The sequence below is a fragment of the Streptomyces sp. NBC_00091 genome (assembly GCF_026343185.1).
Lineage (GTDB): Bacteria > Actinomycetota > Actinomycetes > Streptomycetales > Streptomycetaceae > Streptomyces.
In genome coordinates, this window is the sequence record NZ_JAPEMA010000003.1 from 430,666 (window position 1) to 446,443 (window position 15,778).

At 71.8% G+C, this 15,778-nt stretch carries 17 protein-coding genes; 8 read left to right on the forward strand and 9 right to left on the reverse strand.

Annotation, left to right across the window (positions count from 1 at the left end; genetic code table 11):
• Nucleotides 1–22: 22 nt before the first annotated feature.
• Nucleotides 23–1,360: a crotonyl-CoA carboxylase/reductase gene (gene ccrA / locus OOK34_RS32715; protein ID WP_267037776.1), complete on the forward strand. Its 1,338-nt coding sequence runs from the start codon at nucleotides 23–25 to the stop codon at nucleotides 1,358–1,360.
• A 92-nt stretch (nucleotides 1,361–1,452) separates the two neighbouring features.
• On the opposite strand, the gene OOK34_RS32720 is transcribed toward ccrA, so the two are convergent.
• Genes OOK34_RS32720 through OOK34_RS32735 form a run of 4 tightly spaced genes read right to left on the reverse strand, consistent with a single transcriptional unit; the run spans nucleotide 1,453 to nucleotide 6,102 of the window.
• Nucleotides 1,453–2,367 carry an MBL fold metallo-hydrolase gene (locus tag OOK34_RS32720; protein ID WP_267037777.1) on the reverse strand — a complete coding sequence of 305 codons (915 nt, stop codon included), beginning with the start codon at nucleotides 2,365–2,367 and terminating at the stop codon, nucleotides 1,453–1,455.
• Nucleotides 2,364–3,644: a ketosynthase chain-length factor gene (locus tag OOK34_RS32725; RefSeq protein WP_323183519.1), complete on the reverse strand. Its 1,281-nt coding sequence runs from the start codon at nucleotides 3,642–3,644 to the stop codon at nucleotides 2,364–2,366. Before OOK34_RS32725 ends, OOK34_RS32720 begins: the two co-directional genes overlap by 4 nt.
• The gene (locus OOK34_RS32730) at nucleotides 3,641–4,912 is read right to left on the reverse strand and encodes a beta-ketoacyl synthase (protein WP_267037778.1); all 1,272 of its coding nucleotides are present in this window, start codon (nucleotides 4,910–4,912) and stop codon (nucleotides 3,641–3,643) included. Before OOK34_RS32730 ends, OOK34_RS32725 begins: the two co-directional genes overlap by 4 nt.
• Complete coding sequence (locus OOK34_RS32735) at nucleotides 4,909–6,102, reverse strand: DegT/DnrJ/EryC1/StrS aminotransferase family protein (RefSeq protein ID WP_267037779.1); 1,194 nt, start codon at nucleotides 6,100–6,102, stop codon at nucleotides 4,909–4,911. Before OOK34_RS32735 ends, OOK34_RS32730 begins: the two co-directional genes overlap by 4 nt.
• 176 nt (nucleotides 6,103–6,278) lie before the next feature.
• Between OOK34_RS32735 and fabG the strand changes: the two genes are divergently transcribed.
• Genes fabG through OOK34_RS32750 form a run of 3 tightly spaced genes read left to right on the forward strand, consistent with a single transcriptional unit; the run spans nucleotide 6,279 to nucleotide 8,941 of the window.
• Entirely contained in the window at nucleotides 6,279–7,076 is a 798-nt protein-coding gene (gene fabG / locus OOK34_RS32740) for a 3-oxoacyl-ACP reductase FabG (protein WP_267037780.1), read from the forward strand.
• Nucleotides 7,077–7,121: 45 nt separating this feature from the next.
• Nucleotides 7,122–8,075 carry an aromatase/cyclase gene (locus OOK34_RS32745; protein ID WP_267037781.1) on the forward strand — a complete coding sequence of 318 codons (954 nt, stop codon included), beginning with the start codon at nucleotides 7,122–7,124 and terminating at the stop codon, nucleotides 8,073–8,075.
• On the forward strand, nucleotides 8,072–8,941 hold the full coding sequence (locus tag OOK34_RS32750) for an oxidoreductase (RefSeq protein WP_267037782.1): 870 nt from the start codon (nucleotides 8,072–8,074) through the stop codon (nucleotides 8,939–8,941). The genes OOK34_RS32745 and OOK34_RS32750 overlap by 4 nt, the downstream gene beginning before the upstream one ends.
• On the opposite strand, the gene metK is transcribed toward OOK34_RS32750, so the two are convergent.
• The 4 genes from metK to OOK34_RS32770 form a co-directional block, all read right to left on the reverse strand.
• Entirely contained in the window at nucleotides 8,938–10,146 is a 1,209-nt protein-coding gene (gene metK, locus OOK34_RS32755; RefSeq protein ID WP_267037783.1) for a methionine adenosyltransferase, read from the reverse strand. The genes OOK34_RS32750 and metK overlap by 4 nt on opposite strands.
• A 145-nt stretch (nucleotides 10,147–10,291) precedes the next feature.
• Complete coding sequence (locus tag OOK34_RS32760) at nucleotides 10,292–10,864, reverse strand: GNAT family N-acetyltransferase (protein WP_267037784.1); 573 nt, start codon at nucleotides 10,862–10,864, stop codon at nucleotides 10,292–10,294.
• Between the two features lie 19 nt (nucleotides 10,865–10,883).
• Entirely contained in the window at nucleotides 10,884–11,840 is a 957-nt protein-coding gene (locus tag OOK34_RS32765) for a hypothetical protein (RefSeq protein WP_267037785.1), read from the reverse strand.
• Between the two features lie 44 nt (nucleotides 11,841–11,884).
• Nucleotides 11,885–12,175: a hypothetical protein gene (locus OOK34_RS32770; protein WP_267037786.1), complete on the reverse strand. Its 291-nt coding sequence runs from the start codon at nucleotides 12,173–12,175 to the stop codon at nucleotides 11,885–11,887.
• A gap of 199 nt (nucleotides 12,176–12,374) precedes the next feature.
• Here OOK34_RS32770 and OOK34_RS32775 point away from each other — a divergent pair, with 199 nt between their 5' ends.
• From OOK34_RS32775 to OOK34_RS32790, 4 genes are all read left to right on the forward strand, one after another.
• Nucleotides 12,375–12,536, forward strand: a complete 162-nt coding sequence (locus tag OOK34_RS32775) for a hypothetical protein (RefSeq protein ID WP_267037787.1) — start codon at nucleotides 12,375–12,377, stop codon at nucleotides 12,534–12,536.
• Nucleotides 12,529–12,747 (forward strand): hypothetical protein, encoded by a 219-nt coding sequence (locus tag OOK34_RS32780; RefSeq protein ID WP_267037788.1) that lies wholly within the window; start codon nucleotides 12,529–12,531, stop codon nucleotides 12,745–12,747. The genes OOK34_RS32775 and OOK34_RS32780 overlap by 8 nt, the downstream gene beginning before the upstream one ends.
• A gap of 36 nt (nucleotides 12,748–12,783) precedes the next feature.
• Complete coding sequence (locus OOK34_RS32785; protein WP_267037789.1) at nucleotides 12,784–13,332, forward strand: hypothetical protein; 549 nt, start codon at nucleotides 12,784–12,786, stop codon at nucleotides 13,330–13,332.
• 573 nt (nucleotides 13,333–13,905) lie between these two features.
• Nucleotides 13,906–14,757 (forward strand): 3-hydroxyacyl-CoA dehydrogenase family protein, encoded by an 852-nt coding sequence (locus OOK34_RS32790; protein ID WP_267037790.1) that lies wholly within the window; start codon nucleotides 13,906–13,908, stop codon nucleotides 14,755–14,757.
• A gap of 24 nt (nucleotides 14,758–14,781) precedes the next feature.
• On the opposite strand, the gene OOK34_RS32795 is transcribed toward OOK34_RS32790, so the two are convergent.
• Nucleotides 14,782–15,573: an AfsR/SARP family transcriptional regulator gene (locus OOK34_RS32795; protein WP_267037791.1), complete on the reverse strand. Its 792-nt coding sequence runs from the start codon at nucleotides 15,571–15,573 to the stop codon at nucleotides 14,782–14,784.
• Between the last annotated feature and the right edge of the window lie 205 nt (nucleotides 15,574–15,778).

Consider the following 15,778-nt stretch of genomic DNA (forward strand, 5'->3'; position numbering starts at 1 on the left):
CGCTCATCGCAAGGGATTTCACGTGGACGAGATCGTCAAGGCCCTGCTCTCCGAGGACGCCGCGCCGGCCGACTTCGCGGCGCTCGCCCTGCCCGAGTCGTACCGGGGCAACGTGGTGCTCCGCGACGAGACGGGCATGTTCGAGGGGATCCCCTCGGCGGAGAAGGACCCGCGCAAGTCCCTGCACCTCCAGCACGTGCCGACGCCGGAGCCCGGCCCGGGCGAGGCTCTGGTCGCGGTGATGGCGAGCGCCATCAACTACAACACCGTCTGGAGCTCGATCTTCGAGCCGCTGGCGACCTTCGGCTTCCTGGAGCGCTACGGCCGCCTGTCGGAGCTCACCAAGCGCCACGACCTCCCGTACCACGTACTGGGTTCGGACCTGTCGGGCGTGGTGCTGCGCACCGGCCCCGGGGTGAACCGCTGGAAGGCCGGGGACCGGGTCGTCGCGCACTGCCTGTCCGTGGAGCTGGAGTCGGCCGAGGGGCACGGCGACACGATGCTCGACCCGGAGCAGCGCATCTGGGGCTTCGAGACCAACTTCGGCGGCCTGGCGGAGCTCGCACTGGTGAAGTCGAACCAGCTGATGCCCAAGCCCGAGCACCTGACCTGGGAGGAGGCCGCCTCCCCCGGTCTGGTCAACTCCACGGCCTACCGCCAGCTGGTCTCGCGCAACGGCGCCGGCATGAAGCAGGGCGACAACGTCCTGATCTGGGGCGCCAGCGGCGGCCTCGGCTCGTACGCCACCCAGCTGGCGCTGGCCGGTGGGGCCAACCCGATCTGTGTGGTCTCCAGCCCGGAGAAGGCCGACATCTGCCGCTCCATGGGCGCGGAGGCGGTCATCGACCGCAACGCCGAGGGCTACAAGTTCTGGAAGGACGAGCACACGCAGGACCCGCGCGAGTGGAAGCGCTTCGGCAAGCGGATCCGCGAGCTGACCGGCGGCGAGGACGTGGACATCGTCTTCGAGCACCCGGGCCGCGAGACCTTCGGCGCGAGCGTCTACGTCACCCGCAAGGGCGGCACGATCGTCACCTGCGCCTCCACCTCCGGCTTCATGCACGAGTACGACAACCGCTACCTGTGGATGTCACTCAAGCGGATCATCGGCTCGCACTTCGCGAACTACCGCGAGGCCTGGGAGGCCAACCGCCTCGTCGCGAAGGGCAAGATCCACCCCACCCTGTCGAAGGTCTACTCCCTCGAGGAGACCGGCCAGGCGGCGTACGACGTGCACCGCAACCTCCACCAGGGCAAGGTCGGCGTCCTCGCGCTGGCCCCCGAGGAGGGCCTGGGCGTACGCGACCACGAGCTGCGCGCCAGGCACCTCGATGCGATCAACCGCTTCCGCGCGCACTGAGCGCGGCCCGGGCGACCGTTGACGGCGTTAACGGCGTTAACGCGGCGGACCGTTAACGCCGTTAACGCCGTTAACGGTCCGCCGCGCTCCGTTCAGGCCGAGCAGGCGGGCAGGCCGCCGTGGAAGGCGACCATCTCGCAGAACATCCCCTCGATGTCGAGCGGGTGCCCCGGCGGCGCGCCCGCCGCCTCGGCGTAGGCGCGGTGCAGGTTGGGGACCAGGCGCTCGCTGTCGAGGAGTCCCGCGAAGGGCCCGAGATCGGCCTCGTGCGCGGTCTCCAGCGGGGTCAGCCCGGCCGCGATCCCCTCGGCGGCCAGCCGCTGTACGTGGCGCAGGTAGCCGGCGGTGGTGTCGAGGAGTTCGGGGCCGCCGACCGGGCCGTGCCCGGCGACGACGGTCGTCGGGCCGAGGGCGCGCAGCTCCTCGATGACCGCGAGCGAGCCGGAGACCGAGCCGCTCAGGCAGAACGGCGTGGCGCCGGACATCACGATGTCCCCGGTGAACAGGACCCGCTGGGCGGGCAGCCACACCACGGTGTCGTTGGTGGTGTGGGCGGTGCCCAGGTGCAGCAGCTCCACCCGGACCTCCCCCGCCCGGAGGGGGAGCGCGTCGCGGAAGGTCAGCCCGGGCAGCTCCACGCGGACCTCGCCCCAGGGGACGTCGGGCCACAGGCCGGTCAGGTGCAGCCCGGCCAGCTCCATCTCGGCCCGGGTCCCCTCGTGCGCGACGATCACCGCCCGGTCGGCGAAGAACCGGTTGCCGAAGGTGTGGTCGCCGTGCGCGTGGGTGTTGACCACGAAGCGCGGGGCGTGCGGGGTGACCCGGGAGACGGCATCCTTCAGCGCCCTCGCGCGGGCCTCGGTGGCGGCCGTGTCGATCAGCACGGGCCGGTCGCCCGCACTGATGAGGCCCGCGTTGTTGAGGCACCATCCGCCGTCCGGCTGGACGTACGCGTGGACGTGCTCGGCCACCTCCCGCAGCAGCGGCGCGCCGGTGCTGCCGGTCACCGTCCCCGGACCACCATGGCCGCGTTGAAGCCGCCCCGGCCGCGCGCCAGGACCAGGGCGATGTGCAGCCGCTCGGGCTTCCGGATCTCGGTCACCAGGTCGATCGGGCAGTCCTCGGCGGGCGGGCCGGTGTTGACGGTCGGCGGGATCACCCCGTCCCGCAGGGAGAGCAGGGCGGCGGCCAGGTCGAGGGAGGCGCCGCCCGCGGCGAGCCGGCCCGTCATGGTCTTGGGGGCGGTCACGGGGACCGCGTACTCCCCGAACAGGTCGGCGATGGCCCGGGCCTCGGCGCGGTCGGCCTCGCGGCGGCCGGCCGCGTCGGCGAAGACCACGTCGACGTCGGCGGGGGCGATCCCGGCCTCACGCAGGGCCAGCGCGGCGGCGTCGCCCAGGCGCGGGGCGCCGCCGGAGCCGGGCGGCGGGTCGAAGGTGGCGGCGTACCCGGCGACGGATCCGTAGGCCTCGGCGCCCCGCTCGCGGGCGGCGGCCGCGTCCTCGAGGACGAGCAGCGCGCCGCCCTCGCCGACGACGTGCCCGCCGGCCTCGGCGGAGAAGGGCAGGAAGGCGCGGTCGGGGTCCTCGCCGGTGCTCAGCTCGCCGCCGGCCAGGTGGGCGGCCCAGCCCCAGGGGCAGAGCGAGGAGTCCATGCCGCCGGTGACGACCAGCCGGATGCCCTTGCGGAGCTGGCGGCGGGCCTGGGCCACCGCGTCGAGCCCGCCGGCCTGCTCGCTGACCAGGACGCTGTTGGGGCCGCGCATCCCGTTCCTGATGGAGATCTGGCCGCTGTTGACGGCGTAGAACCAGGCGAAGGACTGGTACGCGCTGACGTACTGGCCGCCCTTGCTCCACAGGGCCTCCAGCTCGCGCTGGCCGAACTCGTAGCCGCCCGCGGAGCTGGCGGTGATCACGCCGGCCGCGTAGTCGGGCAGCTGGGCCGGGTCCACGTCCGCGTCGGCGAGGGCCTCGTCGGCCGCGGTGAGGGCGAGCCGGGTCACGTGGTCGGTCTGCGGCAGCAGCCGGCCGGGCAGGTGGTCCGCGGCGCGGAAGCCCGGGACCTCGCCGGCGAGGCGGGCCGGGTACTGGTCCGCCTCGAAGCGGGTGAGGGGGCCGATGCCGTTCTCGCCGCGCAGGACCGCGCTCCACCAGGCCTCGGTGCCCAGGCCGTTCGGGGCGGCGACGCCGATCCCGGTGACGACCGGGTCGGCGAAGGCGGCGGCGGCCACGGTGTCCGACAGAGCGGGGGCGGTGCTGGTGGCGGTGTCCATGGCGGTGGTCATGCGGCATCTCCCAGACGCGGGCGGGTCAGGATCATGGCGCTCTGGAAGCCCCCGAAACCGCTGCCGACGCTGAGCACGGTGTCGGTGCGGTGCTCCCGGGCGGTCAGCGGGATGTAGTCCAGGTCGCAGCTCGGGTCGGGGTTGCGCAGGTTGGCGGTCGGGGGGACCGTGTTGTGCTCGATGGCCAGCGCGCTGGCGGCCACCTCCAGGGAGCCGATCGCGCCCAGGGAGTGTCCGATCATCGACTTGATGGAGCTGACCGGGACCTCGTACGCGCGCTGTCCGAGGCTGCGCTTGAAGGCGGCGGTCTCGTGCCGGTCGTTCTGCTTGGTGCCGGAGCCGTGGGCGTTGACGTAGTCGACGGCGCCGGCGTCGAGGCGGGCCTCGTCGAGGGCGACGGTGATGGCCTCCGCCATCTCGCGGCCCTCGGCGCGCAGACCCGTCATGTGGTAGGCGTTGCCGCGGCTGGCGAAGCCGGCGATCTCCGCGTACACGTGGGCCCCGCGCCGGCGGGCGCTCTCCAGCTCCTCGAGGACGAGGACGGCCGAGCCCTCGCCGAGGACGAACCCGTTGCGGGTGGCGTCGAAGGGCCGGGAGGCGGTCTCCGGGTCCTCGTTGCTGGGCGAGGTGGCCTTGATGGCGTCGAAGCAGGCGACGGTGATGGGCGAGATGGGGGCCTCGGTGGCCCCGGTGACCATCACGTCGGCGCTGCCCTCGCGGATCAGCTCCACGGCGTGGCCGATGGAGTCCAGCCCCGAGGTGCAGCCGGTGGAGACCATGGAGACGGGCCCCTGCGCCCCGACGCGCCAGGCCACCTCGGCCGCCATCGAGCTGGGCACGAAGTAGTCGAACAGGTGGGGCACGGCGAGGGTGTGGTCGACCTGCCAGGTGGAGCCGCCCCTGCTCACCGCGTTGTACTCGGTGTCCAGGCCGGTGGTGCAGCCCACCGCGCTGCCGAGGGTGACACCCGTACGCGTCGGGTCCAGGGCCGCGGTGTCGAGCCCGCTGTCGCGCATCGCCTCGCCGGCGCTGACCAGCGCGAACTGGGCGGCCCGGTCCAGGCGTGCCACGTCCTCGGGGGTGAACCCGTGGGCGAGCGGGTCGAAGTCGACCTCGGCCGCGATGCGGGAGCGGAAGCCCGATGCGTCGAAGAGGCTGATGGCGCGGGTCGCGGTCCGGCCGGAGGTGAGCCGGGCCCAGTACTCCTTGGTGCCCACTCCCCCGGGTGCGACCACGCCGATTCCGGTGATGACGACGCGTCGGCTCATTGGGTGTCCTTCACGGTGAGTCCTTCTTCTGTGCTGGCTTCGGCGAGCCGCGACCGCACTGCCCTGCGCAGGGAGCCGATGACGGCGGCCACGTCCTCGTCGCTGAGCCCGGGGTGCAGGGGCAGGCGCACGGTGCGGTCGACGGCCCAGTCGCAGGCGGGGAGCCGGGCCGCCGGGGGCTCCTCTGCGGCGTCCTGGGCCCGGACCCGGTGCAGGGGGGCGTAGTGGGAGGTGGTGTAGATCTCCTCGGCGAGCAGGTCGCCGACGACCTTGTCCTTGATGGCGGGGTCCAGCTGCACCCAGTAGAGGCAGTGGGTGGACTCCTGGCCCTCGGGCAGCGGCGGGGGCGTCAGCAGCCCCTCGGTCCCGGCCAGCTCCCGGTCGTAGCGCTCCGCGATCAGCGTGCGCCGCTCCACCATCTCGGGGAGCCGGCGCAGCTGTACGTGGCCGATGGCCGCGGTCAGGTCGTTGCCGACGATGCCGCGGCCGTACTCGGGCAGGTCGGGCTCCCCCTGGCCGGGCGGCAGGGCGCCGTGGCCGAAGCTGCTGGCCCGGACGAGGCCGCGGTGCGCGAGGAGCCTGGTCCGGGCGGCCCGCTCGGGGTCCTTGGCGTACACCATGCCGCCGTCGCCGGTGACGATGACCCGGCCCGGGTCGAAGCTCCAGACGGCGAGGTCGCCGAAGGTGCCCGCGGGCAGGCCGTCGACGCGGGAGGCGACGGAGCAGGCGCCGTCCTCGATCAGGACGATGCCCCGTTCGCGGCAGCGCGCGGCGATGCGTACGACGTCGCCCGTGCGGCCGCCGTAGTGCAGCAGGAGGACGGCCCGGGTGCGGTCGGTGAGGACGGCCTCGATGTCCTCCAGTGCCGGGTTGAGCGTGCGGCGGTCGACGTCGCAGAAGATCGGGCGGCCGGCGCGGCCGGCGATGGCCTCGGCGGTGGCGGGCAGGCCGATGGAGGGCAGTACGACCTCGTCGCCGTCCTGGAGGTCGAGGGTCTCCACGGCCAGGTGCAGGGCGGAGGTGCCGGAGCTGGTGAAGACGACGTGCTCGGCGGGGATCCCCAGGTGCTCGGCGAAGGCCGCCTCGAAGGCCCTGGTCCGCCGCCCGCTGCCGAGCCGTCGGTCGTGGAACACCCCGGCGACCGCGTCGAGTTCCTCCGCTCCGACCTGGGGCTGAAACAGATTGATCATGGTCGCCTCTCACGTGCGGGTGTCCGTCCGAGCTTGTGAACAGCCGCTCGACGCCCGATGGAGGCCCGGTGGTCCGTAGGGGATGTGGCCCGGTCCGAGAGCCCTTCGAGTACCCCTCCATCGCGGTGCCCGATTCTCCGCGTGCGTCACCAGTCGAAAATCGTCGAGGAGTTCACATGCCGGACCAGGACCAGGACCAGACCAAGCGTGTTGCCGTTGTCACGGGCGCGACCAGCGGTATCGGCCTGGAAGTGGCCCGCACCCTGGCCTCCTCGGGCCACCGCGTCTTCATCGGCGCCCGGGACGCCGACAACGTCGCCCGGACCGTGAAGGAGCTGACCGCCGAGGGCCTCGAGGTCGACGGCGCGAGCGTCGACGTCCGCAGCGGGGAGGGCGTACGCGCCTGGATCGAGGCCGCCGTCGAGCGCTTCGGCACCATCGACGTGGTGGTCAACAACGCCGGCCGCTCGGGCGGCGGGGTCACCGCCGACATCACCGACGAGCTGTGGAACGACGTCATCGAGACCAACCTCAACAGCGTCTTCCGCGTCACCCGCGAGGCCCTGAACACCGGCGGGCTGCGCGCCAAGAACCGCGGCCGGATCATCAACATCGCCTCCACCGCGGGCAAGCAGGGCGTGGTCCTCGGCGCCCCCTACTCGGCCTCCAAGCACGGCGTGGTGGGCTTCACCAAGGCGCTGGGCAACGAGCTGGCCCCGACGGGCATCACCGTCAACGCCGTCTGCCCCGGCTACGTCGAGACCCCGATGGCCGAGCGCGTCCGCCAGGGCTACGCCGCCGCGTACAGCACCACCGAGGCGGCCGTCCTGGAGAAGTTCCAGGCCAAGATCCCCCTCGGCCGCTACTCCACGCCCCAGGAGGTCGCCGGGCTGGTGGGCTACCTGGCCTCCGACACCGCCGCCTCCATCACCTCGCAGGCCCTCAACGTCTGCGGCGGCCTCGGGAACTTCTGAGCACGCGCGTCCGATCACGACCCCCTGAACCCGAGGAGCAAGACCATGCCGCAGCAGGGCCTGCGCGAAGTGGAGCACGAGATCACCGTCTCGGCCCCGGCCGCCGCCGTGTACAGGTTGATCGCCGAGGTCCGGAACTGGCCGCGGATCTTCCCCCCGACCATCTACGTGGACCACGTCCCGCAGGGCGGGAACGAGGAGCGCATCCAGATCTGGGCCACCGCCAACGGCGAGCCCAAGAACTGGACCTCCCGCCGCACCCTGGACCCGGAGCGGCTCACCATCACCTTCCGCCAGGAGATCCCCGCGCCGCCCGTCGCCGCCATGGGCGGCACCTGGATCATCGAGCCGCTCTCCGCGTCCGAGTCCCGGGTGCGGCTGCTGCACGACTACCGGGCCGTGGGCGACGACCCGACGAGCCTGCTGTGGATCGACCAGGCCGTCGACCGCAACTCGCGCTCGGAGCTGGCCGCGCTGAAGACCAACGTCGAGCACGCCCACGCCACCGAGGACCTGACCTTCTCCTTCGAGGACACGGTGCGCGTCGAGGGCTCCGCGAAGGACGTCTTCGACTTCGTCAACGAGGCGGAGCTGTGGCCCGAGCGCCTGCCGCACGTGGCGGTCGTACGCCTCACCGAGGACACCCCCGGCCTCCAGGAACTGGAGATGGACACCCGTGCCAAGGACGGCTCCGTCCACACCACCAAGTCCTACCGGGTGACCTTCCCGCACGAGAAGATCGCGTACAAGCAGACGACCCTGCCGGCGCTGATGAGCCTGCACACCGGCTACTGGACCTTCGCCGAGGACGCGGAGGGCGGCCTCTTCGCCTCCTCCCAGCACACGGTCACCCTCAACACCGCCAACATCGCCAAGGTGCTGGGCCCCGAGGCCACCGTCGAGGACGCCAAGGCGTACGTGCGGACCGCCCTCAGCACCAACAGCACCGCCACCCTCAACCACGCCAAGGCATTCGCCGAGCAGCGGGCCCGCGCATGACCGAGGGGACGCCTCGGGTCTGGCTGGTCACGGGCGCCTCCCGGGGCCTGGGGCGGGCCGTCGCCGAGGTCGTCCTCGAGGCCGGTGACACGGTGGTCGCCACGGCCCGCAAGGTCGAAGCGCTCGACGGGCTCGTCGAGCGCTTCGGCGACCGGGTCCTGCCGATGCCCCTGGACGTCACCGACCGCTCGGCGGTGTTCGCCACCGTGGCCGAGGCCGGGGAACGGGCCGGACGGATCGACGTCCTGCTGAACAACGCGGGCTACGGGCTGGCCGGAGCCGTGGAGGAGGTCGACGAGCGGCAGGTGCGCGACCAGTTCGAGGTGAACTTCTTCGGCGCGCTGTGGATGTCGCAGGCCGTCCTGCCGCTGATGCGCCGCCAGGGCAGCGGCCACCTGCTCCAGATGTCCAGCATCGGGGGCGTGACCACCTACCCGAACCTGGGCATGTACTGCGCGAGCAAATGGGCCCTGGAGGCGGTCGGCGAGACCCTGGCCCAGGAGGTCGCGGGCTTCGGGATCAAGGTCACCCTCATCGAGGCGGGCGAGTTCCGGACCGACTGGAGCGCGAGTTCCATGGTGCGGGCCACGCCCATGGGCGCGTACGACTCCGTGCTCGCCCAGCGCCGGCACGGCCTGTCGGGGGCCTTCGCGCACCTCCAGCCCGGGGACCCGCGCCGGGCCGGTGTGGCGCTGCTGCGCCTGCTCGAGGCCGAGGAGCCCCCGCTGCGGGTGCTGCTGGGCACCGGCGCGGCGGACAGGGCCCCGGGCGTCCTGCGCGAGCGGCTGGCCGCCTGGGAGGAGTGGGACCCCCTGGCCCGGACCACGGACTTCCCGCCGCGGACCGGGCCGCAGGAGACCCTTTAGAGCCCGGCGGCGGCGCGCAGGGCGTCGACGCGGTCGGTGCGCTCCCAGGTGAAGTCCGGCAGCTCGCGGCCGAAGTGGCCGTAGGCGGCGGTCTGGGCGTAGATCGGCCGCAGCAGGTCGAGGTCGCGGATGATGGCCGCCGGACGCAGGTCGAAGACCTCGCCGATGGCGTCCTCGATCTTCTGGGCATCGACCTTGGCGGTGCCGAAGGTCTCCACGAACAGACCCACCGGCTCGGCCTTGCCGATGGCGTAGGCGACCTGCACCTCGCAGCGCGCCGCCAGACCGGCGGCGACCACGTTCTTGGCGACCCAGCGCATCGCGTACGCGGCGCTGCGGTCGACCTTCGACGGGTCCTTGCCGGAGAAGGCGCCGCCACCGTGACGGGCCATGCCGCCGTACGTATCAATAATGATCTTGCGGCCGGTCAGGCCGGCGTCACCCATCGGGCCGCCGATCTCGAAGCGCCCGGTCGGGTTGACCAGCAGCCGGTAGCCCGCGGTGTCCAGCTTGATGCCCTCCTGGGCCAGCTGCGCCAGCACGTGCTCCACCACGAACTCCCGGATGTCCGGGGCCAGCAGCGTGTCCAGCTCGATGTCGGCCGCGTGCTGGGTGGACACGACGACCGTGTCCAGCCGGACCGGCTTGTCGCCGTCGTACTCGATGGTGACCTGGGTCTTGCCGTCGGGACGCAGGTAGGGGATGGTCGCGTTCTTGCGGACCTCCGACAGCCGCCGGGACAGCCGGTGCGCGATGTGGATCGGCAGCGGCATCAGCTCGGGCGTCTCGTCCGTCGCGTACCCGAACATCAGTCCCTGGTCGCCGGCTCCCTGCTTGTCCAGCTCGTCGCCCTCACCCTCGACCCGCTGCTCATAGGCGGTATCCACCCCCTGCGCGATGTCCGGGGACTGCGCCCCGATGGACACCGAAACCCCGCAGGAGGCGCCGTCGAAGCCCTTCTTGGACGAGTCGTAGCCGATCTCGAGGATCTTCTCCCGGACGAGCTGGGCGATCGGCGCGTACGCCTTCGTCGTCACCTCGCCCGCGATGTGCACGAGACCGGTGGTGATCAGGGTCTCCACGGCCACGCGCGAGGTGGGGTCCACGCGCAGCAGCGCGTCCAGGATCGTGTCGCTGATCTGGTCGGCGATCTTGTCGGGGTGGCCCTCGGTCACGGACTCCGAGGTGAACAGACGACGGGACATGGGCGGCTTCCTCCTGTGTACGGCCGGAATGGCGACCGTCCCCGACCCCCCTCGAGAACGGCTCGACCGCCGCATGCACCCGGCCCCGCCCGCCCGCGATCTGCCGGAGACCGTCTCGCCCAGGAGGGGCGGGAAGGGGTCGATTTCAGCGTGACGAAGGCGGCAGGAGCATCGCGTCGTAGACCGGGGATTCGGGGGCATGCTTGATGCGACCGATGACCTCGTAGCCCCAGCGCGAGTACGCGGATCGGGCTGGCTCGTTGTCGATGATGCAAGTGAGCGTGGTCCACGGCTCGGCGCGCCCAGCCACCATCTCATCGTGCAGCGCCCGGCCAATGCCCTGGCTCGTGTGCTCCGGCAGGACCATCAGCTCCCGCAGCCAAAACACGTTCCCGGCCTCAGCCGCGTCGGTGACGTCGGGGGGCAGCTGATCGGTGAGGGAGGTCCACCAGGACCGGTCCGAGGCGAGGGTGACGCCGTGAACGTATCCGGCGAGGGCGCCGTCATCGAGATGGCCGGTGACGACCTCGAACCCTTCCATGTCGAAGGCGGCGGTGAGCCGCTCACCGTACGTCTCCACGGAGAAGAAGGAGTCACCGATGTACGGGGGGACGTCGTACACCTCTGCGTAGACGGCGAGGAGTTCGCCGGCCAGGGCGCGGGCCGCCGCCGGGGTATGGCGGGTGAAGGTGAGCTGTGGCGCGGTGCGATTGGTCATGTGGTTCCTTCCGTACTCGCTATGCGATCTGCGCGGCGATCAGGTCAGCTGTCTCCCGGGCTGACGGGCTCGGATTGCCGTGGAGCCTGTCTTTCACCAAGGTGAGTTGCCTCCGGTTGCGCGTAGAGAACTGTCCGCCCTGGATGAGCCTCAGCGACTCCCGCGCGGCTTCGGCGGTGCGGTCGAGTTCGTGGGCCTGGACGGCAGCATGGGCCAGGCGGGCAAGACACATGCCCCGGTTGCGGGAGTGCTCGATGTCCTGAAGGGCAGCGGACCGGTCAAGGAGCCGAACCGCTCGCTTGTGCTGGCCGAGATCAGAGCGGCACATACCCTCCAGGCAGACCAGTTCGGCTTCGTTGAGGAAGCCGGTCCACTCGGGCTCGCGGTCGCTGATGCCCTGATCGAAAGCCTGCCAGGCCCGCTTGATCGAATACGAAGCGTTCATCTCGTCCCCGAGCCGTGCATAGCCATGGGCCAGCCTGATCGCGAGGAGCGCAGCCACCCGGGGCGGAGCATCCCACCGGGCGGCATGGCGCTCGCCGGTGCGGGCGAAGCGGATCGCCTCGCGTGGCTTGCCGAGGTCCACGGACTGGCGGGCCATGTTCGACAGGGTACGGGTCGCCAATGGGTCGTCGCCCGAGATCATCGCGGTGTTCAGGGCCTCGGAGAAGTACACCCTCGCTTCGGTCTGCTGCTCAGCGTCGTAGCAGAACCACCCCAGTGACGTGGTGAGCTGCCCAGCGATGGTGTGGAGGTCCTGACCGATGTCGTCGGTGTAGACGCCGTGGTCTATCACGTGGTGGACCCAGGACAGGTGCATCTTGGCCGTGCGCCAGAGCCGGTCCCCGCCGAATCGCTGGTCGATGGCATCGAGGTCGGTGGCGGTCTCGGTCAGGAGGTCGATCTCGTCGCGGCCGATGCGGAGTTCGGTGGCGGCACGGGCGGATGAGGGGCTGAGCCAGGGCAGGCCGATCACGGCCGCGCCAGCACCCAGGGCTGTTCGTCGGTCCACAGGCGGGATCACCCCCGTAGTCCCGGCAGGCTGTCAAACATGCCCTCCCGGCTACCAGGGAAGCCGAGGGCCTCCGGACCGCAGCCGAACGCCGCCCTCAGCGCGGTTGCCTGGTCGGGGCGCGGCCATGGGGGGTTCTTCGACTCCCACGCACGGTAGGTTCGCACGCTGATCGCATACCCGGGCCGGCCGAGCGCTGCGGCCCCGGCCTTCGAGATTTCCTCAGCGGCCTTCTCCTGGGAGAACCACCACTTCGCGGTTCTGGCCACGAACAGCCTCTCGTTGGCGGGCGTCCGCATGACATCGCTCCTGTCGGTAGGGCCGTAACACAACGTAGCCAGAACCGGCCGTCCGATGCACATGGTGCGGCGATTTCCCTACGATCCACGCCGCCGGTGCCACCGAACTGCCGCTGGACTTCCGCTCTGCTGCCTCGCCGGTGTCGCCCGCCGGCGAGAGGCTGAAGCAACACCCGCTGACGACGGTAGGGAGCACCCCGTGACGAGCCCGACCCCCCGCGGCGTACTGAGCCTCGACACCCCGGACATCCCGGGCATCGGCATCGCCGCGGTGACCCAGCCCAGTGACGACCTCCTCGCCCGCGCGCAGGTCGGCTTCGAGCGTTTCACCGGCGGCGCCGAGGCCCAGTCCGATGAGTGAGCAGTACGAGTACGTCCCGCACCGGCTCCTGCGCCGCCGGGTCCGCGACATCGCCTCTGGCACGGAGGGCGAGCTGATGGCCGTGGTCAACGAGAACGTCTCGGACTCCGTCGCCCATGAGCACTGGGTGGAGCTGGCCTACATCCGGGCCGCGTCCGGCCGCGAGTTCACCACCGCCGTCGACAACGTCGAGCCGGCCTGGTCCAGCTGACCTCCACTGACCCCTGTACACGACCTAGGGAGACTCATGTCCAGTCCGACCCCGCCCCCTCCGTGCAGCACCAAGCCGGGCATCCCGCCGACCCCGGCACTTCGCGAGGCCCGTCGGCTGCTTTCCGACGCCCAGTTCAACGACGTCCGCGCCACCGTCCTCGACAACAACCCCGGCATGGCGCCCGATATGGCCGGGCGCCTCGTGGTCGAGGCCCTCAAGTTCGTAGCAGCGGCTTCCCCGTTCCCCACGGTGCGCATCGCCCCGACCCGCGAGGTCGACGAAGGGTGGCACGCGCTGATCCTCCACACCCACCTGTACGCGTCGCTGTGCAGCGGTCTGGGCCGGACCGTCCACCACTACCCCGAGCGCCCCGACCCGTCCCGCCACGACCCGGACGTCCTTACGCGTACGGTCGCCCTGATCGAGCAGGCCGGGTACACGCCCGACCGTGAGCTGTGGACGGGTCCGAACCGGTCGCTCGTCACCGTCGCGGCGAACTGCTCGCACACCCCCGTTCCGGGCGGGTGCGGCCCGATCAACCCTGGCGGGTGCGCGACGCACGGCGGCGGCGAGGGGGAATAGGCTCCCCCCACGCACGACGGAAGGGTGAGGGCATGGACGCGGAATGCGCTCGGAAGGTGGCAGCCCTGCTCAGGGTGCTGGGTGTTCCCGGGGTAGTGGCACCAGAAGACCCCGAGAACCCCGGCGGACTCTGGCGGGTGTACGACACGGCCGACCCCGATACTCGCCGGGATGTCTCTGCCGGAACCAGAGCCGCCATCGAGGCGGCCGTCCAGCCGCCAGATGTTCTCCGCGACCTCGAGGCGTCCTTCCAGGAACGCAATCCCGTCCCTCCGCACAGCGCCTACCGAGGGCCCACCCGGGGCTTCGTCATCCCCCGCGCGAGCTAGGAGTCCCGCGGAGACCCCGGCCGGTCCCCTTTCCGGCCGGGGGCACGCCACCACCGGCGCGAGTGCCGTTCCGGGCCGGCGTCCGTACCAGGCCACAGGGTGACGACTCCTAGCGGGCGTCCAGCCGCCCTGGACCGGCGGCGGGCAGGGTGCCCTCGTTGTCCTGTACACGGAACAGCCGGATCCCGAGCGCGCTCTCCCCCGCTGTGGCCGGGCAGGCCGTACCCGAGCCGGGAGAGCACGTATGAGCCAGTCCCCGCACCGCACGGTCACGGTGATCGGCGCGGGCACGATCGGCCTGGGCTGGATCACCCTGTTCCTGGAGTACGGGCTGCACGTGCGGGTCAACAGCCGGCGCCCGGACGCCCCGAGGATCGTCACCGAGGCCCTGCGGCGGTGCGCCGCGCACCTGCCGGAGGGGGCCGACGGGCGGCTCGGCTTCGAGCCGGACCTGGAGCGGGCCGTCGAGCGGGCGGACGTGGTCGTGGAGAGCGTGCCGGAGGACCTGGAGGTCAAGCAGGCCCTGTTCGCGCGCGTCGGCGAGGCCGCGCGCGCCGAGGCGCTGCTGCTGTCCTCCACCTCCGCCCTGCACCCCGACAGCCTGGGCGCCCGGATGGCCGACTCCGGCCGGCTCGTGGTGGCGCACCCCTTCGACCCGCCGTACGTGGTGCCGCTGGTGGAGCTGGTGCCCGGTGAGCTGACCGCGCCGGAGGCCGTACGGGAGGCCGTCGCGTTCTTCGAGTCCCTGGGCCGGGTGCCGGTGGTGCTGCGCCGGCCGATCCCGGCGTTCGCGGCCGCCCGGCTGCAGTCCGCGCTGCTGCGCGAGTCCGTGTACCTGGTGCGCGAGGGGGTCGTCTCCGCCGAGGAGCTCGACCGGGTGGTCACGCACTGCGTCGGGCCGCGCTGGGCCGCGGCGGGCCCGTTCCTCGCCTCCCGCCTGGACCGGGAGCGGCCCCCGCTGGACGAGGCCGTCCGCGCCTTCCTGGGCGAGCAGGCGGAGCGGGCCTACGGGGCGGTGTCCCGCGAGGCGCAGCTGCGCGAGCGCGACGCCCGCCAGGCCCGCGTGGTCCGCGCCCTGCCGCAGGACACCCCGTAGACCGTCTCTTCGGATCAGACCGGGTCAGGCCCCGGCGCGCGCCACCGCCGGCTCCCGGCGGGGGGCCGGGCTGAGCAGGCCCACCTGGAGCTGCTTGAGCTCCGGGGAGGGCTCCAGGCCCAGTTCGTCGGCGAGCAGCCTGCGCACCTTCTGGTAGGCCTGGAGGGCCTCCGCGCGGCGGCCGGCGGCGCCGAGCGCCCCGATGAGCCGGCTGTGGAACCACTCGTTGAGCGGGTAGTCGTTGATGAGCTTGCGCAGCTCGGGGATGGACTCGCGGTGCCGGCCGAGCCGCTCCTGTGCCTCGATGCGGGTCTCGAAGGCCCTGATGCGCAGTTCCTCGAGGTGCACGATGTGTCCGGCGAGCACGTCGCCGGCGGGGAAGTTCGACAGGGCGGGCCCGCGCCAGAGGTCGAGTGCCTGGCGGACCGTGCGCAGGGCCCTGAGCGCGTCGTCCTCGGCGAGTTCGTGGCGGGCCCGGGTGACGAGCCGCTCGAAGATGCGGATGTCGACCTCGGAGTCGTCGACCTGGATCGCGTAGCCGGGCGGGCTGGTGACGATCAGGCAGCGGTCGGCGGGTACCAGCTCCTCCTGGGTGAACATCCGGCGGGCGTGGTAGACGTACGTCTGGAGCGTGGTGACGGCGCTGCGCGGGGGGTTCTCGCCCCACAGCTCCCGGATGAGGGCCTCGGCCGTGACGATCTCCCCGGGCCGGGTGAGGAGCAGCGCGAGCGTCTGGCAGACCTTGGGGGTTCCGGGCTGGTAGGTCCTGCCGTCGTCGGTGACGATTTCGAATGGGCCGATGAGATTGAAGCGCATGGAAGATGACTCCTCATCAGCAAGGACAGCGATCGCCTGGAATTATCAGAAGTCTCTTGTGTGACGAATACGCACGTCAACCGGCGGTGTGTCAGGACGTGGTCAATCTGCGTCAGAATTGAGCCACCTGCTGGCCGGTTATTCCTCGACCCGTCAGGGAAATGCGAAAAGACGGCCGCCCCGCCGGAATTCTCCGGCGGGACGG